Source organism: Bradyrhizobium sp. Crot121, from assembly GCF_059512385.1.
In genome coordinates this window covers 64280-86149 of record NZ_JCAMOR010000013.1, presented here as the reverse complement: position 1 = coordinate 86149, position 21870 = coordinate 64280, and the positions used below count along the sequence as shown (strand labels likewise).

Below are 21870 nucleotides of genomic sequence, written 5' to 3'. Positions count from 1 at the left end.
GATTTGGATAGCGATTGTCATGGCCTCCACAGATGAAACAAAGCCGTTCATTCCGCTCAACATCGCGGTGCTGACGATTTCCGACTCAAGGACGCTCGCCGACGACAAGTCCGGAACGACTCTGGCCGATCGCATCACGGCCGCCGGCCACAAGCTTGCGGCGCGCGAGATCGTCACCGACGACGTCGAGGCGATCCGCACGGTCGTGGCGCGCTGGATCGCTGACGCCGGCGTCGATGCGATCATCACCACTGGCGGCACCGGCTTCACCGGCCGGGATGTGACGCCGGAAGCGATCGAGCCGCTGTTCGAGAAACGGATGGACGGTTTCTCGATCGCCTTCCACATGCTGAGCCACGCCAAGATCGGCGTCTCGACGATCCAGAGCCGCGCCACCGCAGGCGTTGCGGGCGCGACCTACATCTTCTGCCTGCCCGGCTCGCCCGGCGCCTGCCGCGACGGCTGGGACGGGATTCTGGCGGCGCAGCTCGACTACCGCACGCGCCCCTGCAATTTCGTCGAGATCATGCCGCGGCTGGATGAGCATTTGCGCCGGCCGAAGGCGCAAGGCGCAACTGTTTAGGTTCACCACGGCCGTCATTCCGGGGCGCGACGAAGTCGCGAGCTATGATGTGCAATTGCACATCAGAGAATCCATTGGGCCGGTTGCGCAGGCGGCAAAATGGATTCCGGGTTCGCGCTGACGCGCGCCCCGGAATGACGCTGGTGGCAACATCAACGCTTGTGAATGACCTTCATCAGCCAATCCCACGACGCGCGCATCATATCGCGATAAGCCTCGGCACGAAGCGCGTGCGCTCGCTTGATATAGAAGGCAAGCAGCTCCGGCGTGATGCGCCGCGCGGGATCGCGGCGCGTCAACTTCACAGCGCCCGCTCCCAGGTTTCGCCGACGAGGTCCTGCCCAAAGCTGCGGTGCGGCTCGCTTTTCACCAGCGCGAAGCCCGCGTCCTGATAGATTTTTCGCGCGGCGATCAGGATGCTCTGGGTCCAGAGCGTGATCTTGCGGTAGCCGCAGGCCCTGGCGAAGCTGATGCATTCGCCAACCAGCCGCTTGCCGAGCCCCTGGCCGCGCCCGGCCGGGTCGATCAAGAGCAGCCTGAGCTTGGCGACGTCGTCGGAATGCCTGACCAGGAACACCGAGCCGACCGGCGCACCTTCGAGATCGGCGATCCAGCAGCGTTCGCGCGAGGCGTCGAACGAGGTCAGGAATTTTGCGACGATCTCGGCGACCAGCGCCTCGAAGGATGAATCGAAGCCGTATTCGCTGGCGTAGAGCGCGCCATGGCTCTGCGCCACCCAGCCCATATCGCCCGGCCGCGGATCGCGCAGCACCGCGCGCGACGGCTGGGTCTCGCCAAGCAGCCGCTCGATCGTGCCCATTGCTCCGGTCAGGCGGACGCGATCGTCCGGCTGAAGCCGTGTCAGCATCGCCGCCACCTCGTCATGCGAGGTGCGGTTGATCCTGGTAAAGGTCTGCCGCCCCTTTGCGGTGAGGCCGAGCTGGTATTGCCGGCGGTCGGAAGCGAGCGGGCGTCGGGTCAAAAGCCCGTCCTCGTCGAATTTCTGCAGGATGCGGCTGAGATAGCCGGGATCGAGCCCGAGCTCGGTCCCGATCTCCTTTGCCGATGTCTCCTCGCGATGGGCCAGCTCATAAAGCACCCGCGCCTCGCTGAGCGAGAACGGGCTTTTCAATAAATGCTGGTCGAGGACGCCGAGCTTGCGGGTGTAGAAGCGATTGAACGCCCGCACCGCGGCGATTTGGGTTTCGGAATCCGGCTCTGACATAGGGGCACCTCAATAGTTGCCATTGTCAAATAATTATTTGACTTTGGCAAGTATCAGGCGCTGTCATTCCGGGGCGCGCGAAGCGCGAGCTATGATGTGCAATTGCACATCAGAGATTCCATTTACCCACTTGGCTTGCGGCCCGATGGATTCCGGGCCTGCGCCTTTGGCGCATCCCGGAATGACGAGGGAAGCGTAAGGAACTACGCCACGATGATCCGGCTGCGCAGCATGGTGCGGGAGGAGCGGCCGAGCTGCCGCAATAGTCGCGCCTCGGAGCGGGGGGCATCCGGGCGGTAGCCGCCGAGCTGCTCATAGTGATCGCGCGCGATCAGGAGGCCCTGTTCGGCAGTCGGGCCGGTCAGCATGCGGGCGACGAACTTGAAGCTGTCGCGCAGGCGTGCGTCGGCGTAGGGCGAGCGGGCGTAGCGGAAGATGCCGGCGCGCGGCCGGCCGCTCATCGCGACGCCCTGGATGAACTGGGCGGTCTCCTCGATCCAGCCGCTGTCGAGTACGGCGCCGGCATGCAGGAACATCAGCCAGGGCGAGCGCGCCTGACGGGCGCCGGCCGCCAGCGCTGCGGCGCGACTGCCGTCGAAGGCCATGAAGCGGCAGCCGGCGACATCGGCGACGCGCTCGATCACGTCGGTCTTGGCGCCGTCCTTGGCGCGATCGACCAGCAGTACCTCTTTCACGACCCCGGCCGCGGCGCCCGGAACCAGCGCCGCAAGAGTCGCGACCGCGGTCCGCTCGTCGCCTTCAGTCGGAATAATCACGCTCAGCATCAACAGCGGCTTCGTTGGCTCAAAACAGGTGGAAAGCTCAAAATTGTTATCACCTTGTCACAATCAAAACAGCCGTAAGGGTGCAGTTTTTTGCGGCAGCGCCTCTGTGGAATTTCGCGAATGTGTTCTTGATTTGTTCTTACGACGTGCTAGCTTCAGAGCATGAGCCGAGCATCCTCTCATGCCCTCAAGCACCCGCCGGTGACGGCGCCCTCCACACCGGCGGGTGCGCCCTCCGCGTTTCCCGAACTCGCGGTCGCGATCGAGCGCGAACGGCGGCGCGGCCGCGGCGCGCAATCCAATGCCAGCGGCCGTTACGAGGCCGAGGCGCGCGTTACGTTCGACGACGGCTGGCAGAGCCTGGAAGACCTGCCGCCGTTCAAGACCACTGTCTCGCTCGACACCTCGCGCAAGGTGATCGCGCGCAACGACTCGCCCGATATCGGCTTCGACCGCTCGATCAATCCGTACCGCGGTTGCGAGCATGGCTGCGTCTACTGCTTCGCGCGGCCAACCCATGCCTATCTCGGCCTGTCGCCAGGACTGGATTTCGAATCGAAGCTTTTGGCAAAACCTGATGCGCCGGCGCTGCTCGAGAAGGAGCTCGCCGCGCCGGGCTATGAGCCGCGCATGATCGCGATCGGTACCAACACCGATCCGTACCAGCCGATCGAGCGCGAACACAAGATCATGCGCGGCATCCTCGAAACCCTGGAGCGCGCCGGCCATCCGGTCGGCATCGTCACCAAATCGGCGCTGGTCGTGCGCGACATCGACATCCTGCAGCGGATGGCGAAGCGCAACCTGGTCAAGGTCGCGCTGTCGGTGACGACGCTCGATGCCAAATTGGCGCGCACCATGGAGCCGCGCGCCTCGACGCCGCCGAAGCGGCTAGAGGCGATCAAGCGACTTTCGGATGCCGGCATCCCCACCACCGTAATGGTGGCGCCCGTGATCCCCGCGCTGAACGATTCGGAGATCGAGCGCATCCTCGATGCGGCGGCGCATGCCGGCGCCAAGGAAGCAAGTTACGTGCTGCTGCGGCTGCCGCTGGAAGTGCGCGACCTGTTCCGGGAATGGCTGCTCGCGAACTACCCGGATCGCTACCGTCACGTCTTCACCCTGATCCGCGATATGCGCGGCGGGCGCGACTACGACTCGCAGTGGGGGACGCGGATGAAGGGCACCGGGCCGATGGCCTGGATGATCGGCCGCAGGTTCGAGATCGCCTGCGAGAAGCTCGGCCTGAACAAGCGCCGCTCGAAGCTGACGACCGACCATTTCGTCAAGCCGAAGCAGAGCGGCGAGCAGTTGAGCTTGTTTTAGGACCGTCATTGCGTCCCTCTCCGTCATTGCGAGGAGCGTAGCGACGAAGCAATCCATATCTCCGCAAGCGGAGAGGTGGATTGCTTCGCTGCGCTCGCAATGACGGAGGAAAGATCGGAATGTCTGCCTCAAAAAGCTGAATAATGGGGACGAGCGCCGGGTTCCCGGTTGCGCGGCGGCGGCTGCTTCAGCACAGTCGCGCCCATGAGTCGGGACAAGTCTGAGAAGAAAAAGCCGGTCAAACCGGCAAAAGGCGTGATCGCGGTGACGCCACCGAGCTTTCGGCGCGAGCGCGCGCTGATCAAGCGCGGGGTGTGGCCGATTGCCGGCTGCGACGAGGCCGGACGTGGCCCGCTGGCAGGTCCCGTGGTGGCCGCGGCCGTGGTGCTCGACCCGAAGCGGATCCCGAAAGGCATCGACGATTCGAAGCGGCTGACGGCAGAACGGCGCGAAGAGCTGTTTGAGCAGATCTGCGCGACGTCGGCGTTTGCGGTGGCTTTCGCTTCGCCGGCGCGAATCGATCGCGACAATATCCTGCGCGCCTCGCTCTGGGCGTTGGCGCGCGCCGTGCAGGCGCTGCCGGAGGCACCCAAGCATGTCTTCGTCGACGGCCGCGACAAGGTCGCCGTGACTTGCGACTGTGAGGCCGTGATCGGCGGTGACGGCATCGTGATGTCGATCGCAGCCGCTTCCATCATCGCCAAGGTGACGCGGGATCGGCTGATGTGCGCGCTGGCGCTGGATTGTCCCGGCTATGGCTTCGAACAGCACAAGGGCTATGCGGTGCCGGAACATCTGGAGGCGTTGGATCGCCTCGGCCCGAGCGCGCATCACCGCAGCTTCTTCGCGCCCGTGATCGCCGCGCGGCAGAAGCATTTTCCGGAAACGATCGAGCCCGATCTCTTCACGGTGGACCCGACCATCGAGGCCGAGGCGACGGCTGCCTAGCCCCGTTGCCTCCATCGCGTCGGCCCTTTATCAATCTCGGGATCGATTGAGGCCGCACACAGGGCTGGTTCCGGGCATTTTGGGCGCATGCGTTTCACCTCCCTGGTCGTCGAACTGATCCGCGCCCGGCCGCGGCTCGTGGTCTGGATCGTGGTGCTGGCGCAGGCCGCGCTGTGGCTGCTGGTGCCGCTGTTGATCTATCGCAGCCCGCCCGGCGATGTCGCGACCGTGCTCGCCTTCGGCCGCGAATACCAGGTCGGCACCGATCTCGGCCCGCCGCTCGCCTTCTGGCTCGCCGACATCGCGTTCCGCGCCGCCGGCAATCACGTCTTCGGCATCTATCTGTTGGCGCAGATCTGCGCGATCGCGACCTTCGTGAGCCTCTATCACCTTGGCCGCGCCATCATTGGCGGACAGCAGGCGGTGCTCGCGGTGCTGCTCACGATGACGGTCACCGCCTTCTCTTCGCCCGGCCTCGAGTTCGGCCCGCTGGTGCTGGCGCGCCCGCTCTGGGCGCTGTTGCTGCTGCATTCCTGGCAATTGTTCGGCCAGAACCGGCGCAGCGCCTGGTTCGCGTGGTCGATCGATTGCGGCCTGTTGTTGCTGACGACACCGGTGGCGATCGGGATGATCCTGCTGGTCCTGGCCTTTGCGCTGGCGACTGCACGCGGACGCCGCACGCTGGCCTCGCTTGATCCGCTGTTTGCGCTGCTCGTGGTGATCGTGCTGGCGCTGCCTTACTTGATCTGGCTGATGCGCTCGGATGTTGTGACGCTGCCGCCGCTGCCTGATGTCGCGGATTTGCGCGCGCGGGTGACGCGCTCTGGCGTGCTGCTCGGCGGCTTGGTGGTGTCGATGGCCGGCATCGCGCTGCTCCTCGCCCTCAATTCTGCCTGGTTCGCCCGCAAGCCGGAGGAGGCGCCGATCATCGGCCGGCCGCCGCTCGATCCTCTGGGACGGCAGTTCGTCTATTTCTTCGCCTTCGCGCCGGCGCTGATTGGCAGCCTGCTCGCCGGCCTGTTCCATCTCGACCACGTGGTCGGCGGCGCCGGCGTCGCGCTGCTGCTGTCGGGATTGGCCGTGATCGTCAATGCCGGCGATCTCATCCATCTCTACCGCCAGCGGTTGTTGCGCTCGGCCTGGGCGGCGGCGATTGCCGCGCCGGCCTTGGCCGTCGTCGCTGCGACGCTGTTCGTGCCCTGGACCGGCACAGCCGAAGTGAGGACTTCCATGCCGGCGGCCTCGATCGGGCATTTCTTCGCCGACAGTTTTGAGCGGCGCACCAACCAGCGGTTGCGCGCGGTGGCCGGCGATCCCGAGTTGGCGCGTCTGATCGCGATGGACCCACGGCGCCCGCATCTGTTGCTCGACGGAAGGCCGCGGACGCCCTGGCTCTCGCCGGCGAAGCTTAATGAGACGGGCGGACTGATCGTCTGGCGCGCGTCCGATACGTCGGGCGCGCCGCCGCCCGAGATCGCGCAACGCTTCCCGGACCTGGTGCCGGAAGTGCCGCGATCGTTCGAATGGCTGGTCAACGGCCGGCAGCCGCTGCTCAGGATCGGCTGGGCCATCGTGCGGCCGAAGGGGCCGTAGGCCTGTTTCTCGCCGTCAGCCCCTCATGGTGAGGAGCGCGTCTTCGCGCGTCTCGAACCATGAGGCCCCAGTCTCGCCCGTGGCCATCCTTCGAGACGCCTGCTGCGCAGGCTTCTCAGGATGAGGGGAAAGCGTGGGGTGGGCAAAGCGCAGCGTGCCTATCCTACGGTCTCTCAGGATGAGGACGAACTCTGCTGCCCCAGCGCCTTCGCGATGGCGCGGAGGTCTTGCCATGACATCCGCTTGTAGGAGGGCGAGCGCAACAGATAGGCGGGGTGGAAGGTGGCGATGGCGCGGATCGTCCGGGTACCGGTGTCGTAGTCGAACCATTTGCCGCGGGTGCGCATGATGCCCTCGCGCGTGCCGATCAGCGCCTGTGTCGAGGGATTGCCGAGCGTGACCAGCACGTCGGGATTCACCAATTCGATCTGGCGCTGGATGAAGGGCAGGCACACCTGCGTCTCCTGCGGCGTCGGCGTGCGGTTGCCCGGCGGCCGCCACGGGATCACGTTGGCGATATAGGCCTTGCTGCGGTCGAGCCCGATCGCCGCGATCATCCGGTCCAGGAGCTTGCCGGAGCGCCCGACAAAGGGCAGGCCTTCGATGTCCTCGTCACGCCCAGGCGCTTCGCCCACGAACATCACCCGCGCCGCCGGATTGCCGTCGGCGAACACAAGCTTGGTCGCGGTATGCTTCAGCGCGCAGCCGTCGAAATTCGCCAGTAGCGTCCGCAGCGCGTCCAGCGTCGGCGCGGTCCGTGCCGCCTCGCGTGCAGACGCAACCGCCGCATCCGGCGCGATGGTGATTTCGCTGCGCGGAACTGTCGGAGCCGCAGGCGGCATCTCGCGCTGAGGACGCGGCGACGCCCCCTCGCGCGGCGGTGCGGCGGGAACAGGCTCGGCCTCCGCAAGCCGGTTGATCGGCTCGTCAACAAGCGCGCAATCGACCCCGGCCTCCAGGTAAAAGGCCAGCAATTGCTTTAAGGTAGGGGCAGGCTCGGGCGTCATGGTGGGATACAAGTCCTCCGCCCGCAATTTAGGATGCATCGCGCCGTCGCGAAATGCATTTCAATGGTTGTCCTCGCGACAAAAATCGGAAACAACGCAGCCTAACGAATTAGAAGCGTTCTCAACCGGGCTGAGAAGAGACCATGAGCACCGAAGAATTACCGCCCCGCGAATCCATGGAATTCGACGTCGTGATCGTCGGCGCCGGACCGTCGGGCCTCTCGGCTGCGATCCGGCTGAAACAGCTCAATCCCGATCTCAGCATCGTCGTGGTGGAGAAGGGTTCCGAGGTCGGCGCGCATATCCTCTCCGGCGCGGTGATCGATCCGGCGGCGCTCGACAAATTGATTCCGGACTGGCGCGAGGATGCCGACTGTCCGCTGAAGACCCAGGTGAAGGACGACCGCTTCTACTGGATGACGGCCGCCGGCGCGATCCGGCTGCCGAACTTCATGATGCCGCCCCTGATGAACAATCATCACTGCTACATCGGCTCGCTCGGCAATGTCTGCCGCTGGCTGGCGCCGAAGGCGGAAGCGCTGGGCGTCGAAATCTATCCGGGCTTTGCTGCCGCCGAAGTGCTCTATGACGACAATGGCAATGTGCGCGGCATCGCCACCGGCGACATGGGCATCGCCAAGGACGGCTCGCACAAGGACTCCTACACTCGCGGCATGGAGCTCGTCGGCAAATACACGCTGTTCGCGGAAGGCGCGCGCGGCAGCCTGTCGAAGCAGCTCATCGCGAAGTATCAGCTCGATGCCAAGAGCGAGCCGCCGAAATTCGGCATCGGCTTGAAAGAGGTGTGGCAGATCGATCCCGCCAAGCACCAGAAGGGCCTGATTCAGCATTCCTTCGGCTGGCCGCTCAACAATTCCACCGGCGGCGGCTCGTTCCTCTATCACTACGACGACAACCGCGTTGCGGTCGGCTTCGTCGTGCATCTCAACTACGACGATCCGTATCTGTCGCCGTTCGACGAATTCCAGCGCTTCAAAACGCATCCCTCGATCCGCGCCGTGCTCGAAGGCGGCAAGCGGCTCGGTTATGGCGCGCGAGCCATCACCGAAGGCGGCTACCAGTCGGTGCCGCGGCTGACCTTCCCGGGCGGCGCGCTGATCGGCTGCGCGGCCGGCTTCGTCAACGTGCCACGCATCAAGGGCGTCCACAACGCAATGGGCAGCGGCATGCTCGCCGCCGAGCATGTGGTGGCGGCGATCGGCGCCGGCCGCGCCAATGACGAGCTCGTGGAGTATGAAAACGCCTGGCGCGAGTCCGCCATCGGCAAGGACCTCCATCGTGTCAGGAACGTCAAGCCGCTGTGGTCGAAGTTCGGCACCATCCTCGGCGTGGCACTCGGCGGCTTCGACATGTGGTGCAACACGCTGGGCTTCTCGCTGTTCGGAACCCAGTCGCACGCCAAGCCCGACCGCAAGACGCTGGACCCGGCGAAACAGCACGCGCCGATCGCCTATCCGAAACCGGACGGCAAGATCTCGTTCGACAAATTGTCCTCGGTGTTCCTCTCCAACACCAACCATGAGGAGGACCAGCCGGTCCATCTCAAGGTCCCCGACATGAACCTGCAGAAGATGTCGGAGCACGACGTCTATGCCGGCCCGTCCAACCGCTATTGCCCGGCCGGCGTTTATGAATGGGTCGAGGAAGCCTCAGGGCCGCGTTTCCAGATCAACGCGCAAAACTGCGTTCACTGCAAAACTTGCGACGTGAAGGACCCGAACGGTAACATCACCTGGGTTCCGCCCGAGGGCGGCGGCGGGCCGAACTATGAGGCGATGTGACCTTGGTGGTGCAAGCAGCGATATAAAGCCGGGGGTGACCACAATTGCGTGAGTGGATGCTCCGATAATCGGGCCGCACCGGCCACGATACCGCCACACTGGAAGCGTTTTCCGGTATTGTTGGCTAAATCGGCGGCTTCGAAGGCCAATCTGCCAATCGATTCGCCACCCGTGTCCTTGCGGTTGAAGGCCAAAAACGGCATTGTCGCTGGCCGGGATGCCGCCGCTTGGGTTTGCATTCGACACTGATCCCGAGAGATCGCCGCCGTTAATCCCGCCGTAAATCCCTTGGAGCAAGGCGAACCGTGATGCTTTCTACACGCTTTAACCGCTGGACGATTGCTGCTCTCAGCCTGGCCATGCTCGCCGCACCTGGCGCGCTCTATGCGCAGACGCCGGATCATCCTGCCGACAACGCGGCGCAGTTTCCGACCAAGAACGACCTGAAATCGCTGACCACGGCCGGCAGCTATCTCGCCGCCCGCCACGCCAGCGTCGAGCGCGATGCGGCCTCCGCTGCGGCATTTTACCGCTCGGCACTCCGCACCGATCCGAAGAACAACGAACTGCTCGACCGCGCCTTCATCTCCTCGCTGGCCGAAGGCGACATCGACGAGGCCGTCAAGCTTGCCGACCGCATCCTCGCGCAGGACAAGTCGAACCGCGTCGCGCGGCTCGTCGTCGGTGTGCGCGACCTGAAGCTGAAGAAGTACGCGGCCGCGCAGGTCAACGTCAACCAGTCGATCCGCGGACCGATCACCGACCTGGTCGCGACGCTGCTGGCAGCCTGGGCGAGCTATGGCGCGGGCGATGCCAAGGTGGCGGTCGCCAACATCGACAAGCTCACCGGTCCGGAATGGTATCCGCTGTTCAAGGATCTCCACGCCGGCATGATCCTGGAGCTTTCCGGCAAGGAGAAGGACGCGGGCACCCGCTTCGAGCGCGCCTACAAGCTCGATGATTCCATGTTGCGGATCGTGGACGAATATGCGCGCTGGTCGTCGCGGAACAAGGATGCGGCTGCCGCTACGTCCCTCTATGAGGCCTTCGACAAGAAGTTGCCGCGCCATCCGCTGGTGCAGGAGGGCATCCGCGAGGCCAAGGCCGGCAAGAAGCTATCGCCGCTGGTCGATTCGGCGCAGTCCGGTGCGGCCGAAGCGCTCTATGGCATCGGCGCGACGCTGACGCGCCGCGGCGGCGAGGATCTGGCGCTGGTCTATCTGCAGCTTGCGCTGTACCTGCAGCCCAATCATCCGCTGGCGCTGCTTTCGCTCGCTGACCTCTATGAGAGCGTCAAGAAACCGCAGATGGCGATCAAGATCTATGAGCGGATGCCGGCCTCATCGCCGCTGAAGCGCAACGCGCAGATTCAGCTTGCGACCGATCTCGACGCCGCCGACCGCAGCGACGAGGCTATCAAGATCCTGAAGGAGCTCACCGCCGAATCGCCGAAGGACATCGAGGCCATCATGGCGCTCGGCAATATCGAGCGTGGCCGCAAGAAGTTCGCCGATTGCGCCGGCACCTACACGCAGGCGATCGATGCCATGCCGACGGCTGGCGACAAGAACGCCTGGGTTACCTACTACTACCGCGGCATCTGCGAGGAGCGCTCCAAGCAGTGGACCAAGGCCGAAGCTGACATGCGCAAGGCGCTGGAGATGCAGCCCGAGCAGCCGCACGTGCTGAATTATCTCGGCTATTCCTGGATCGATCAGGGCATCAATCTCGACGAAGGCATGAAGATGATCAAGCGTGCCGTCGAGCAGCGCCCCGACGACGGCTACATCGTGGATTCGCTCGGCTGGGCCTATTACCGCATCGGCAATTACGATGAGGCAGTGAAGCAGCTCGAGCGCGCCATCGACCTCAAGCCGGAAGATCCGACCATCAACGACCATCTCGGCGATGCCTATTGGCGGGTCGGCCGCACGCTCGAAGCCAAGTTCCAGTGGGCGCATGCGCGCGACCTCAAGCCGGAGGCCGACGAACTGCCGAAGATCGAAGCCAAGATCGAGAACGGCCTGCCGGAGGACGCCTCTAACAACGCCGCCGCCGTCGAGAAGAAGAAAGAAGACGGCAAGGGCGGCTGATCCAAAGCTATTATGGGGGCGGTTTGTCGATGCCGGCGCTGATTGAGGACGCACGTGCCAAGGTCAACCTGACCCTGCGGGTGATCGGGCGGCGCGTCGACGGCTATCACGACCTTGAAAGCGTGGTGGCGTTCGCCGATTGTGCCGATCGCCTGACGCTGACGCCGGGCGAAGAACTCACGCTCACGACGTCAGGGCCGATGGCGGAGGCCTGCGGCGAGACCGCTGATAATCTCGTGCTGAAGGCCGCGCGCCTGCTCGGCGAGCGCGTTCCCGGCCTGAAGGCCGGCAGCTTTGTGCTGGAGAAAGTGTTGCCGGTGGCCGCCGGGATCGGCGGCGGTTCGGCCGATGCCGCGGCGGCGCTGCGGCTGCTCGCGCGACTGAACGATCTCGCCCTCGACGACGAGCGTCTGCGTGACGTTGCGCTGAAAACCGGTGCCGACGTGCCGGTCTGCGTCGCCTCGCATGCCTGCGACATGACCGGGGTCGGCGAGACGCTGATGCCGCTCAACCTGCCGAAGCTGCCGTGCGTCATGGTCAATCCGCGGATCCCGGTGGCCACCAAGGACGTGTTCGCGGAGCTTGGCTTGCGCCCCGGCGACCTCCTGGTCGGCGCCACCGACGTGATGCTGCAGGCGCCGTCCTGGCCGGAGCAGGGCGGCTCGCTCGAAGAATGGGTCGAGGCCCTTGCCGGCAGCTCGAACGACCTGGAAGCGCCGGCGGCGCGCATCCAGCCGGTGATCGGCGAGGTGATCGCCGCGCTCAACGCCACCGATGGCGCCTGGCTCGCGCGGATGTCCGGCTCCGGCGCCACATGCTTTGCGATCTACGAGAACACCGCCGACGCCCAGCGCGCCGCCGAGAAGCTGCGCCGCCAGCACCCCATCTGGTGGGTGCATTCGGGCGTGCTGAGCTGAGACTGATTTGTAGATCTTGTAGGGTGGGCAAGGCGAAGCGTGCCCACCATCACGAGCGGAGTGCGGATGGTGGGCACGCTGCGCTTTGCCCACCCTACGATTCCAGCTTCGTAGGATGGGTAGAGCGAAGCGAAACCCATCATCGTACCGCAAGTACCGATGGGTTTCGCTGCGCTCTACCCATCCTACGCGTCGCTCAATGCGAGCGCGCCAGGCAGAAGGCTACGACCTGCTCCAAGGCGGTCTTCATCGGTGAGGGCGGAAACAGCGCCAGCGCGTCGACGGCCATGGCGCCGTAGTGGTGGGCGCGGGTCAGCGTGTCCTCGAGCGCGCGGTGCTTGGTCATCAAGCCGATGGCGTGGTCGAGATCGCCGCCGCGGATTTCGCCTTGCTCCAGCGCCCGGACCCAGAACTCGCGTTCGCTATCATTGCCGCGGCGAAAGGCCAGCACCACCGGCAGCGTGATCTTGCCCTCGCGAAAATCGTCGCCGACATTCTTGCCGAGTTTGGCGGACTTGCCGCCATAGTCGAGCACGTCGTCGACGAGCTGGAAGGCGATGCCGAGATTCATGCCGACCGAGCGGCAGGCGGTCTGCTCCGCCTTCGGCCGGTTGGCGATGACGGGGCCGACCTCGCAGGCGGCGGCGAACAATTCCGCGGTCTTGCCGCGGATCACGGCGAGATATTCATCCTCGGTGGTCGCGGTGTTCTTGGCGGCGGCAAGCTGCATCACCTCGCCCTCGGCGATGGTGGCGGCGGCGGAGGAGAGGATGTCGAGCGCGCGCAACGAGCCGACCTCGACCATCATGCGGAAGGCCTGGCCGAGCAGGAAGTCGCCGACCAGCACGCTGGCCTCGTTGCCCCAGAGCATCCGTGCCGACAATTTGCCGCGCCGGAGCTCGCTTTCGTCGACCACGTCGTCATGCAGCAGGGTTGCGGTATGCATGAACTCGACGGCGGCGGCGAGCTTGATATGGCCGTCCCTGGAATAGCCGGAGAGCTGGGCCATCGCCAATGTCAGCATCGGCCGCAGGCGTTTTCCCCCGGAGGAGATCAGGTGGTTGGCGACCTCCGGGATCATGGTGACCTCGGAGCCGGTCCGCGTCAGGATGGTCGCATTGACGCGTTCCATGTCGGCGGCGACCAGGGTGACCAGCGGGTCTATCGAAGCGTTCGACGGGTTTTCAAAGGGGACAATAACCGCCACGCTGGTCTCCAAATTTGCCGAATTCACACTATCCTAGGGCGTGATCCGGCAACTCGATCACCGCGCCTGAAGGCTACAATAGAAACTGCGCGCTGGGGCGGCAATAGTACGAAGCTGTTGACATCTGTCGCATGGTCTGCGCTGGGCATGAAACATGGAGAACGAACACTTGCGGGAATTGGTCCGAACCAATGACATGGTGCTGGTGTCTGCGATCACAGCATTGCTCGACAGCGCCAATATCCATCATCTGGTGCTGGACCAGAACATGAGCGTCATCGAGGGATCGCTCGGCATCCTGCCGCGGCGGATCCTGGTCCATGAGGACGACAACCGCGCCGCGCGCGAGTTGTTGGCCGATGCGGGTTTCGCGCATGAATTGCGCGCCGATGAGTGAAGACGTCACCGAGCACGGTGACGACGTCAGCGAGGACGCCTTTCTCGGCGGACGATTGCTGCTGCGACAGCTCAAGTCGGGTCACCGCGCCGGGCATGACGCCATGCTGCTCGCCGCCGCGACGCGCGCGCGTCACGGCGATTGCGTGGCCGATCTCGGCGCGGGCGTCGGCGCCGCCGGCCTTGCGCTGGCCAAACGCGTTGCCGGCATCGGTCTGGTGCTGGTCGAGATCGACGCGCAGCTTGCGGCACTGGCGCGCGCGAACGCCGCCGCCAATGCGATTGCCGCTGAGGTGATCGTGCTCGACGTCGAATCGTCAGCGGAGGCCTTTGCCGCCGCCGGCCTGCCGCCCGATAGCGTCGATGTCGTGCTGATGAATCCGCCTTTCAATGATTCCAGGCGCCACCGCGCTTCGCCGGACCGGGCCCGCGAGGTCGCGCACATCGCGTCGGCGAAAACCCTGCCGGGCTGGATCCATGCCGCGCGGCGCATCCTGAAATCCGGGGGAGAATTGACGCTGATCTGGCGCGCCGATGGCATTGCCGAGGTATTGGCCGCGCTCGATCGCGGATTCGGCAGCCTTGAAATCCTGCCCGTTCACGCCGATGTGACCGCGGCGGCGGGCCGCATCCTGCTTCGCGCGGTCAAAGGTGGCCGCGCGCCGACGCGCCTCCACGCCGCTCTCGTGCTCAATGACGAGTCGGGCGTGCCTAATAAAGAGGTACAGGAGAGCTTGATGGGGAAGGGGATATTGCCGCTCGCCGGATGAAGATGCCGGACCGCGGACGTGTCGTGTTACTGCTGCGGGAGCCTGTCCGATTGCCGTTCGGGTGCTGCGGTAAAGTGAACCGCCGCGAGCAGGGTACCGATCAGCAAAATCAGCAGATAGATTTTCATCTTGCTCTCCGCTGCGCGATTGCAGCTAGAACACCGCGATGCAAGGGGCGTTCCATCACTGGATGACAGTGGTGCGATAAAAAACGGTTAATTCGAGGTAACGGGAATGAGTGAACAAAGAATTGATCGCCCCGGGCTGCCGGGCTTCCTCGAGAGGCTCGAGGGCTGGCTGCCGGCGCGGCTGCGGCGTGGCATGGCTGTGGTGCCGGTGGTGCGACTGTCGGGCGTGATCGGCGCGGTGACGCCGCTGCGGCCTGGCATGACGCTCGCCGGCGTCGCCAAGACGCTCGAACGCGCGTTCGCGATCCGCAACGCCAAGGCGGTGGCGCTGGTGATCAATTCGCCCGGCGGCTCGCCGGTGCAGTCACGCCAGATCTATTTGCGGATCCGGCAGCTCGCCACTGAGAAGAAGCTGCCGGTCCTGGTGTTCGTCGAGGACGTCGCGGCCTCCGGCGGCTACATGATCGCCTGTGCCGGCGACGAGATCTTCTGCGATCCGTCCTCCATCCTCGGTTCGATCGGCGTGGTCGGCGGCAGCTTCGGCTTCCAGGAACTGATCCGGAAGATCGGCGTCGAGCGGCGGCTCTATACCGCCGGCGAACACAAGGCGATGCTCGATCCGTTCCTGCCCGAGAAGCCCGAGGAGGTGGCGCGGCTGAAGTCGATCCAGCGCGAGATCCACGAGATTTTCATCGCGCTGGTCAAGCAGAGCCGCGGCGCGCGGCTGAAAGGCGCCGACGATGTGCTCTTCACCGGCGAATATTGGGCGGGCGAATCCTCTATCACCCTCGGCCTAGCGGACGGGATCGGAGACCTCCGCTCGACGCTCCGCGCCCGCTACGGCGAAAAGGTGCTGACGCCGGTGATCGCGCCCGCGAGCGGGCTGTTGTCGGGGCTCCTGGGCAGGCGGGCGCCGGGCGCGGGTTCGCTGGCGGCGCTGGACCCGCTCGGAGGACTGCCGGACGATTTGATCTCGGCGCTGGAAACGCGGGCGATCTGGGCAAAATTCGGGTTCTAGACCTTCGGTTCTGATTGGAATCAGAACCGAAGGTCCAGATTCTTTATTTTGACGCGTTTTCTTCACGCGAACCGGTGTCCACTTCGCTCGAAAACGCTTTGAAGCTGCTGCCGTTTGCCGCACCCGATACCAAAAGGTTGATTGCGGGCCGCCCCAGCTTAAGCGAAAATACTAGGTATTGGGGGCCTGAGAGGTGAACGACAAGGATCGACCGATGCCAGCCATGATCGCATTTGCGGGCGTTTTGGGAGGGCTCGCCGTGGTCCGCTGGGCCTATCGCACGGCCGTGCGGATCAACGAGGAACTGGAAGAGGCGCGTCGCGCCCACATGGCCGAGGCCGTCAGCCGCAACGAGATTCCGACCCTGCGCCGCGACCCCGTCACCGGCGCCTACCGGCCGGGCTAGGCCTCGCATACTCGTCATGCCCGGGCTTGACCCGGGCATCCACGCCCTTCCTGCGGATGCCAAAGACGTGGATGGCCGGGACAAGCCCGGCCATGACGGCGCACGTGGGACGCGTCTTTCGCGCAGTCGGCAGGTGCGTTCGCCTTGATTCCCCGTCTTCGCGCCGATACGGTCCGCGCGCTTTCAAACCCCTCATCGCGAGACCGATGCCGACGATGGATTCTCTGCCTGCCCATATGCGCCCGGAACGCTCGTTCCAGGGACTGATCCTGACGCTGCAGCGCTACTGGGCGGATTACGGCTGCGTGATCCTGCAGCCCTACGACATGGAGGTCGGCGCCGGCACGTTCCATCCCGCCACGACGCTGCGCGCGCTCGGCCCCAAGCGCTGGAACGCGGCCTATGTGCAGCCCTCGCGCCGGCCGAAGGACGGCCGGTATGGCGAGAACCCCAACCGGCTCCAGCACTATTACCAGTTCCAGGTGATCCTGAAGCCGTCGCCGCCTGACATCCAGGAGCTTTATCTGAAATCGCTGGCTGCGATCGGCGTCGATTCGGCGTTGCACGACATCCGCTTTGTCGAGGACGATTGGGAGAGCCCGACGCTCGGGGCCTGGGGGCTGGGCTGGGAATGCTGGTGCGACGGCATGGAAGTGTCGCAGTTCACCTATTTTCAGCAGGTTGCGGGCGTCGAATGCGCGCCTGTCGCGGGTGAGCTCACCTACGGGCTCGAGCGGCTGGCGATGTATGTACAGGGCGTCGACCGCGTCTACGACCTGAACTTCAACGGCCGCGAGGGCGCCGAGAAGGTGAGCTATGGCGACGTGTTCCTGCAGGCCGAGCAGGAATATTCGCGGCACAATTTCGAGATTGCCGATACCGCGATGCTGTTCGAGCAGTTCAGGATGGCCGAGGAAGCCTGCAAGAAATATCTCGCGGCCGGCTGGCGTGAGGGCGGCAACCAGCGGGAGCACCTGATGGCGCTGCCGGCCTATGACCAGTGCATCAAGGCAAGCCACGTGTTCAACCTGCTCGACGCGCGCGGCGTGATCTCGGTGACGGAGCGGCAGAGCTACATCCTGCGGGTGCGCGAACTGGCGAAGGCCTGCGGCGAAGCCTGGATCCACACCGAAGCCGGCAGGGCCGCCTGATGCCTGATCTTCTGCTCGAACTGTTTTCCGAGGAAATCCCCGCGCGCATGCAGGCGAAGGCGGCGGACGATCTGCGCCGCATGGTGACCGACAAGCTCGTCGCCGAGGGATTGGTCTACGAAGGTGCCCGCGCGTTCGCGACGCCGCGGCGGCTGGCGCTGACCGTGCACGGCATTCCGGCGCGGCAGCCGGACTTGAAGGAAGAGCGCCGCGGCCCCCGCGTCGGCGGGCCTGAGCCCGCGATCCAGGGATTCTTGAAGGCCACGGGTCTTGCCTCGATCGACGATGCAAAAATCCAGAGCGACAAGAAGGGCGATTTCTACATCGCGCTGATCGAGAAGCCGGGCCGGCCCGCGCTCGACGTGCTCGCCGAGATCCTGCCGGTCATCGTCAGAACCTTCCCCTGGCCGAAATCGATGCGCTGGGGCGCGCGTTCGGCGAGGCCCGGCGCGCTGACCTGGGTGCGTCCGCTGCACGCGATCACCGCCACCTTCGGTCCGGAGACCGAGGAGCCGGATGTGGTGAATTTCTCGGTCGATGGCATCGAGGCGGGGCAGACGACGTTTGGCCACCGCTTCATGGCCCCGGCTGCGATCTCCGTGCGCCATTTTCATGACTACGAAGCCAAGCTGCAGGCGGCCAAGGTCGTGCTCGATCCGCAGGCGCGCAAGGACGTGATCCTGGCGGATGCAAAGACGCTGGCGCAGGCACAGAACTTTGAATTGGTCGAGGACCAGGGGCTGCTGGATGAGGTCGCCGGCCTCGTCGAATGGCCGGTCGCGCTGATGGGCGCGTTCGACAAGGAATTCCTGTCGATCCCGGACGAGGTGATCCGCGCCACCATCCGCAACAACCAGAAATGCTTCGTGGTCAGCGATCCCAATACGGGCAAGCTGACCAACAAGTTCATCCTCACCGCCAACATCGAGGCCACCGACGGCGGCAAGGCCATCGTCGCCGGCAACGAACGCGTGATCCGCGCGCGGCTGAGCGATGCGAAGTTCTTCTACGAGACGGATCTGAGGACAAAGCTCGAGGACCGGCTGCCGAAGTTCGACCAGATCGTGTTCCACGAGAAGCTGGGCACGCAGGGCGCGCGCATCAAGCGGATCGAGCGATTGGCCGCGGAGATCGCGCCGCTGGTCGGCGCCGATGTCGAGAAGACCAAGCGCGCCGCGCATCTCGCGAAGGCGGATTTGCTGACGGAAGTCGTCGGCGAATTCCCCGAGCTGCAGGGGCTGATGGGCAAGTACTACGCACTGGCGCAAGGCGAAGATGCGTCGGTCGCTGCAGCGAGCGAGGAGCATTACAAGCCGCAGGGGCCGGCAGATCGTGTGCCGACTGATCCCGTGAGCGTCGCGGTCGCGCTGGCGGACAAGATCGATACGCTGGTTGGCTTCTGGGCGATCGATGAGAAGCCGACGGGGAGCAAGGACCCGTATGCGCTAAGGCGCGCGGCGCTCGGGGTGATCAGGCTTATCCTCGAGAACAATATTCGTACCAGCCTCATCAAGACGATCACGACCTTTGTCAGCACGTTGCTTGAGAGTGATGCTGTAAAGGCCTCTGAGAGTCCGATTGCTATCGCGCCGTCGCTGTTGGTCTTCTTCGCCGATCGCCTGAAGGTCCAGCTTCGCGACCAGGGCGCGCGGCACGATCTCGTCGACGCCGTGTTCTCGCTCGGCGGACAGGATGATCTCCTGCTCGTGGTCCGTCGTGTCGAGGCGCTCGGCAAATTCCTCGACACTGATGACGGCAAGAACCTGCTCGCGGGCACCAAGCGTGCGGGCAACATCCTTGCGATCGAGGAGAAGCGGGACAAGCGGACGTTCGACGGCGCGCCCGATCCGTCGCTCTATCGGCAGGACGAGGAGAAGGCGCTGGCGCAGGCGATCGATCAAGTCAAGCGTGAGGCAAGTAGCGCGGTAGCTCGTGAGGACTTTGCCGGTGCGATGAGCGTGATGGCGACGCTGCGGCCGGCGGTCGATGCGTTCTTCGACAAGGTCAAGGTCAATGACGACGACCCGCAGGTGCGCGAGAACCGGCTGAAGCTGCTGAATGAGATCCGTGCCGCGACGCGCGCGGTGGCGGATTTCTCGAAGATCCAGGATTGATCCTGACGCTGTCATTCCGGGGCGCGCGAAGCGCGAGCCCGGAATCCATTTCGCCGCGTACTCTGCCGCCCGATGGATTCCGGGTTCGTCCTTCGGACCCCCTGGAATGACGGCGACAGGGGCGGCGGAAATATCCCGCAACATTTACGCCCTGTTAACCACGTCCTGCCAAGGTCGCGACGTGTGAACGGTTTCTTAAGGAAATCGCCCGCGCGCAAATGCAGGAATTTCCCGATGACCTCCATCGGCACGGCGCTCAATCCTTACGCCCAATATGGTTCGGCCTATGCGCGGGCGGCGGCGACGCCGTCGCTGGCATCGACGCTGTCCAATGACAGCGCGACCAACGATCCGCTCGCGTCCAACAGCGCGACCAACCTGACCTTGTCGGAAGCGGCCCGCGCACAGCTCGCAAAAGGGGCGCCGCTCGACTTCACGATAGTCACGAACGACGCACGCGCGACGCTCGACCGGCTCTATGCGGCAGCCGGCGTGAAGGGGCCGCTGGTCGACGGCAAGACCACGATCGATCTCTCGAGCCTGGATCGGCGCTCGCTGTTTGCGATCTCGACCAACAATGGCGGCAAGTTCAGCCCCGATGAGCAGGCGGTGGCAGCCGGCGCGTTGAAGCAGCGCTTCGATGCCGCGCTTGCGCCGTCGCTGGCGACCACGCGTCTGACCGGCGACTACAATGTCAGCTACAAGGCAGCGCTGGATTATCTCGATGGCGCGAGCCCCGAAGAGAAGGCGACGGCGACCTGGGCCGCCCAGCGCGCCGCGGTGTTCAAGGGCTATCAGGCGACGCAGACGGACCCGACGGTGGCGCCAACGGGAATTGCCGGCGATCCGATCGCGGCGGCGCTTGCCGGCACGGTCACGCCTACGCCGAACAAGAGCCGTGACTTCAGCGATATCGCCGGCGACGTGCGCGGGTTTCTCGATCGTCAGAAGAGCGAGGCGGCCAGCAATGGCAAGGAGCTGGTCTATGATCCCGGGCGCAAGACCGGGCAATTGGCCGATCTGTCCCCACTCGACAACCGCTCGCTGTCGGCAATCACCCTGAATCAGGGCAATCGCTTTTCCGGCGAGGAGGTCTATGCGGCCAAGCAGGAATTGAATGCGCGGACCCGCGCCTCGATCCTCGACGCGCTGAAGCAGAGCCAATCGACCGGCGATCCGCGCCAGCTCAGCCTAGGCATCCTGAAAGCCTATTCCTCGATGAGCACCGAAGAGCGGCAGGCCGCGAATTGGACGCCCGAATTCCAGGATGCCGCGATCAAGAACTACAAGTCGACATCGACGCTGCTCTCGATGCTGCGATCGTAATTTGACAAAGCAAAGCCCCGCCTGGAGGGGAGGGCCAGGCGGGGCTCTTGGGTCCGGTCGCTGTCGCGCACATCCGCTTGCACGGCGCCCGGACTACTCGCTCAAGGCGAAAGCTGGTTGATCGCTAGTCGATCACCTGAACGATACGGCGCGAGCGCGGCTCGACCAGCACGGTCTCGCCGTTCACGACGGTGTAGCGGAACGGCGTTGAGCCGAAGCGCTGCGGTACGTCGTAGACTGTCACGCCGGTTTCCGGCAGCACGGTGCCGACTGCCACGCGATCGGAAATCGTATAGTCCGGCACGCGTTCGCGGACGACATATTCACGGAATGCCGGCCGCTGGTCGACCGTGATCCCGCCACCTTCTTCGACTACGACGGTGTTGCCGCCGACGACGCCGGTGGTGGTCCTGCTCTGCGCCTGCGCCGCGACCGGTGCACTGATCGCGCACGCCATCGCTGCAACGGCAAGGAATCGGTTTCGCATGGCTCACTCCTTCGCGACGATTTTGCGTTAAGGCGGGTCTCCTTTCGAGACGCCGCGAGTGCTGGCTTTTTGCCGATGCACAATGTGAGGCCAATGCATCGCGAGCGTCGATGTTCCGCAAAAAGCGCGGCCATATCCGCGGCAATTTTGAGCAATTTTCGTGGATAGCGGAACCGATTGAAGCGTCAAACGTCGCAAATAGCTGGCCGTGCTGGCGGGTGGGGCGGATCCTAGGTTTGACGCGTTTCCTTCATGCGAAACCGGTAACACTTCGCTCGAAAACGCGATGCCAGTACAATACCCGCCTCGATTCGATTTCCTTTCCGAACAAATCCGCTGGAGCTTCCTCAAATGGTCATCACCGCTGCGCATGTCCCTGCCATCGTGGCCCTGATCGCAGGCATTCTGATCCTGGTCATGCCGCGGCTGCTGAACTTCATCGTCGCGATCTACCTGATCTTCGTGGGCCTGGTCGGCATGGGGCTTTTACGCTGGCTGCATTTGTAGGATCGAAACGCCGTTTGTAGGATCGAAACGCCGTTCGCAGCTTGCGCCCGACACACCAAAGTGGTGTAAGGCGCCCATCTT

Annotated in this window: 21 protein-coding genes; 15 read left to right on the top strand and 6 right to left on the bottom strand. The window is 64.6% G+C overall.

Going from position 1 to position 21870, the window contains the following annotated elements; all coding sequences use genetic code 11:
- Positions 1-19 precede the first annotated feature (19 nt).
- Entirely contained in the window at positions 20-583 is a 564-nt protein-coding gene (moaB, locus tag AC5ZGW_RS14660) for a molybdenum cofactor biosynthesis protein B (RefSeq protein ID WP_130225608.1), read from the top strand.
- A 152-nt stretch (positions 584-735) separates the two neighbouring features.
- Here the strand turns inward: moaB and AC5ZGW_RS14655 are convergent, their stop codons facing one another.
- The 3 genes from AC5ZGW_RS14655 to AC5ZGW_RS14645 form a co-directional block, all read right to left on the bottom strand.
- Complete coding sequence (locus AC5ZGW_RS14655; RefSeq protein ID WP_165435188.1) at positions 736-882, bottom strand: RSP_7527 family protein; 147 nt, start codon at positions 880-882, stop codon at positions 736-738.
- A gap of 2 nt (positions 883-884) precedes the next feature.
- Positions 885-1808 (bottom strand): bifunctional helix-turn-helix transcriptional regulator/GNAT family N-acetyltransferase, encoded by a 924-nt coding sequence (locus tag AC5ZGW_RS14650; protein ID WP_130225607.1) that lies wholly within the window; start codon positions 1806-1808, stop codon positions 885-887.
- Between the two features lie 203 nt (positions 1809-2011).
- Positions 2012-2593, bottom strand: coding sequence for a glycosyltransferase (locus AC5ZGW_RS14645; protein WP_130225606.1), 582 nt, complete (start codon positions 2591-2593; stop codon positions 2012-2014).
- 162 nt (positions 2594-2755) lie between these two features.
- On the opposite strand from AC5ZGW_RS14645, the gene AC5ZGW_RS14640 reads away from it, so the two are divergent.
- From AC5ZGW_RS14640 to AC5ZGW_RS14630, 3 genes are all read left to right on the top strand, one after another.
- Entirely contained in the window at positions 2756-3919 is a 1164-nt protein-coding gene (locus AC5ZGW_RS14640) for a PA0069 family radical SAM protein (protein WP_130225605.1), read from the top strand.
- A 204-nt stretch (positions 3920-4123) separates the two neighbouring features.
- Entirely contained in the window at positions 4124-4867 is a 744-nt protein-coding gene (gene rnhB, locus AC5ZGW_RS14635) for a ribonuclease HII (protein WP_035691520.1), read from the top strand.
- Between the two features lie 87 nt (positions 4868-4954).
- Entirely contained in the window at positions 4955-6460 is a 1506-nt protein-coding gene (locus AC5ZGW_RS14630) for a glycosyltransferase family 39 protein (protein ID WP_130225604.1), read from the top strand.
- A gap of 173 nt (positions 6461-6633) precedes the next feature.
- On the opposite strand, the gene AC5ZGW_RS14625 is transcribed toward AC5ZGW_RS14630, so the two are convergent.
- Positions 6634-7467, bottom strand: coding sequence for a uracil-DNA glycosylase (locus AC5ZGW_RS14625; RefSeq protein WP_130225603.1), 834 nt, complete (start codon positions 7465-7467; stop codon positions 6634-6636).
- 143 nt (positions 7468-7610) lie between these two features.
- On the opposite strand from AC5ZGW_RS14625, the gene AC5ZGW_RS14620 reads away from it, so the two are divergent.
- From AC5ZGW_RS14620 to AC5ZGW_RS14610, 3 genes are all read left to right on the top strand, one after another.
- Entirely contained in the window at positions 7611-9269 is a 1659-nt protein-coding gene (locus AC5ZGW_RS14620; protein ID WP_130225602.1) for an electron transfer flavoprotein-ubiquinone oxidoreductase, read from the top strand.
- A gap of 308 nt (positions 9270-9577) precedes the next feature.
- The gene (locus tag AC5ZGW_RS14615) at positions 9578-11362 is read left to right on the top strand and encodes a tetratricopeptide repeat protein (protein WP_130225601.1); all 1785 of its coding nucleotides are present in this window, start codon (positions 9578-9580) and stop codon (positions 11360-11362) included.
- Positions 11363-11391: 29 nt separating this feature from the next.
- Positions 11392-12279, top strand: a complete 888-nt coding sequence (locus AC5ZGW_RS14610; RefSeq protein WP_130225600.1) for a 4-(cytidine 5'-diphospho)-2-C-methyl-D-erythritol kinase — start codon at positions 11392-11394, stop codon at positions 12277-12279.
- 196 nt (positions 12280-12475) lie between these two features.
- Here AC5ZGW_RS14610 and AC5ZGW_RS14605 read toward each other — a convergent pair whose 3' ends face one another.
- Positions 12476-13486 carry a polyprenyl synthetase family protein gene (locus tag AC5ZGW_RS14605; protein ID WP_130225599.1) on the bottom strand — a complete coding sequence of 337 codons (1011 nt, stop codon included), beginning with the start codon at positions 13484-13486 and terminating at the stop codon, positions 12476-12478.
- 169 nt (positions 13487-13655) lie between these two features.
- Here AC5ZGW_RS14605 and AC5ZGW_RS14600 point away from each other — a divergent pair, with 169 nt between their 5' ends.
- The 7 genes from AC5ZGW_RS14600 to AC5ZGW_RS14570 all read left to right on the top strand — a co-directional run bounded on the left by AC5ZGW_RS14600 (position 13656) and on the right by AC5ZGW_RS14570 (position 20795).
- Positions 13656-13883, top strand: coding sequence for a putative signal transducing protein (locus AC5ZGW_RS14600; RefSeq protein ID WP_028166900.1), 228 nt, complete (start codon positions 13656-13658; stop codon positions 13881-13883).
- A complete protein-coding gene (locus AC5ZGW_RS14595; protein WP_130225598.1) occupies positions 13876-14652 on the top strand; it encodes a methyltransferase in 777 nt (258 codons plus the stop codon). The genes AC5ZGW_RS14600 and AC5ZGW_RS14595 overlap by 8 nt, the downstream gene beginning before the upstream one ends.
- A 234-nt stretch (positions 14653-14886) precedes the next feature.
- Positions 14887-15798 (top strand): S49 family peptidase, encoded by a 912-nt coding sequence (locus AC5ZGW_RS14590; RefSeq protein WP_130225597.1) that lies wholly within the window; start codon positions 14887-14889, stop codon positions 15796-15798.
- A 214-nt stretch (positions 15799-16012) separates the two neighbouring features.
- Positions 16013-16204, top strand: a complete 192-nt coding sequence (locus AC5ZGW_RS14585) for a hypothetical protein (protein WP_028166903.1) — start codon at positions 16013-16015, stop codon at positions 16202-16204.
- A gap of 215 nt (positions 16205-16419) precedes the next feature.
- Positions 16420-17355 (top strand): glycine--tRNA ligase subunit alpha, encoded by a 936-nt coding sequence (locus AC5ZGW_RS14580; protein ID WP_130225596.1) that lies wholly within the window; start codon positions 16420-16422, stop codon positions 17353-17355.
- Positions 17355-19469 (top strand): glycine--tRNA ligase subunit beta, encoded by a 2115-nt coding sequence (glyS, locus tag AC5ZGW_RS14575; RefSeq protein ID WP_130225595.1) that lies wholly within the window; start codon positions 17355-17357, stop codon positions 19467-19469. The genes AC5ZGW_RS14580 and glyS overlap by 1 nt, the downstream gene beginning before the upstream one ends.
- A gap of 234 nt (positions 19470-19703) precedes the next feature.
- Positions 19704-20795, top strand: coding sequence for a hypothetical protein (locus AC5ZGW_RS14570; protein ID WP_130225594.1), 1092 nt, complete (start codon positions 19704-19706; stop codon positions 20793-20795).
- Positions 20796-20919: 124 nt separating this feature from the next.
- On the opposite strand, the gene AC5ZGW_RS14565 is transcribed toward AC5ZGW_RS14570, so the two are convergent.
- A complete protein-coding gene (locus tag AC5ZGW_RS14565; protein ID WP_028166907.1) occupies positions 20920-21282 on the bottom strand; it encodes a DUF1236 domain-containing protein in 363 nt (120 codons plus the stop codon).
- Positions 21283-21633: 351 nt separating this feature from the next.
- Between AC5ZGW_RS14565 and AC5ZGW_RS14560 the strand changes: the two genes are divergently transcribed.
- Positions 21634-21789, top strand: a complete 156-nt coding sequence (locus AC5ZGW_RS14560) for a DUF3096 domain-containing protein (RefSeq protein ID WP_080663951.1) — start codon at positions 21634-21636, stop codon at positions 21787-21789.
- Positions 21790-21870: the final 81 nt, after the last annotated feature.

Excerpts from the sequence above, each read along its gene's own strand:
- moaB (WP_130225608.1), top strand. The coding sequence starts at position 20 with ATGGCCTCCACAGATGAAACAAAGCCGTTCATTCCGCTCAACATCGCG.
- AC5ZGW_RS14650 (WP_130225607.1), bottom strand. The coding sequence starts at position 1,808 with ATGTCAGAGCCGGATTCCGAAACCCAAATCGCCGCGGTGCGGGCGTTC.
- AC5ZGW_RS14645 (WP_130225606.1), bottom strand. The coding sequence starts at position 2,593 with ATGCTGAGCGTGATTATTCCGACTGAAGGCGACGAGCGGACCGCGGTC.
- AC5ZGW_RS14640 (WP_130225605.1), top strand. The coding sequence starts at position 2,756 with ATGAGCCGAGCATCCTCTCATGCCCTCAAGCACCCGCCGGTGACGGCG.
- rnhB (WP_035691520.1), top strand. The coding sequence starts at position 4,124 with ATGAGTCGGGACAAGTCTGAGAAGAAAAAGCCGGTCAAACCGGCAAAA.
- AC5ZGW_RS14630 (WP_130225604.1), top strand. The coding sequence starts at position 4,955 with ATGCGTTTCACCTCCCTGGTCGTCGAACTGATCCGCGCCCGGCCGCGG.
- AC5ZGW_RS14625 (WP_130225603.1), bottom strand. The coding sequence starts at position 7,467 with ATGACGCCCGAGCCTGCCCCTACCTTAAAGCAATTGCTGGCCTTTTAC.
- AC5ZGW_RS14620 (WP_130225602.1), top strand. The coding sequence starts at position 7,611 with ATGAGCACCGAAGAATTACCGCCCCGCGAATCCATGGAATTCGACGTC.
- AC5ZGW_RS14615 (WP_130225601.1), top strand. The coding sequence starts at position 9,578 with ATGCTTTCTACACGCTTTAACCGCTGGACGATTGCTGCTCTCAGCCTG.
- AC5ZGW_RS14610 (WP_130225600.1), top strand. The coding sequence starts at position 11,392 with ATGCCGGCGCTGATTGAGGACGCACGTGCCAAGGTCAACCTGACCCTG.
- AC5ZGW_RS14595 (WP_130225598.1), top strand. The coding sequence starts at position 13,876 with ATGAGTGAAGACGTCACCGAGCACGGTGACGACGTCAGCGAGGACGCC.
- AC5ZGW_RS14590 (WP_130225597.1), top strand. The coding sequence starts at position 14,887 with ATGAGTGAACAAAGAATTGATCGCCCCGGGCTGCCGGGCTTCCTCGAG.
- AC5ZGW_RS14585 (WP_028166903.1), top strand. The coding sequence starts at position 16,013 with ATGCCAGCCATGATCGCATTTGCGGGCGTTTTGGGAGGGCTCGCCGTG.
- AC5ZGW_RS14580 (WP_130225596.1), top strand. The coding sequence starts at position 16,420 with ATGGATTCTCTGCCTGCCCATATGCGCCCGGAACGCTCGTTCCAGGGA.
- glyS (WP_130225595.1), top strand. The coding sequence starts at position 17,355 with ATGCCTGATCTTCTGCTCGAACTGTTTTCCGAGGAAATCCCCGCGCGC.
- AC5ZGW_RS14570 (WP_130225594.1), top strand. The coding sequence starts at position 19,704 with ATGACCTCCATCGGCACGGCGCTCAATCCTTACGCCCAATATGGTTCG.
- AC5ZGW_RS14565 (WP_028166907.1), bottom strand. The coding sequence starts at position 21,282 with ATGCGAAACCGATTCCTTGCCGTTGCAGCGATGGCGTGCGCGATCAGT.
- AC5ZGW_RS14560 (WP_080663951.1), top strand. The coding sequence starts at position 21,634 with ATGGTCATCACCGCTGCGCATGTCCCTGCCATCGTGGCCCTGATCGCA.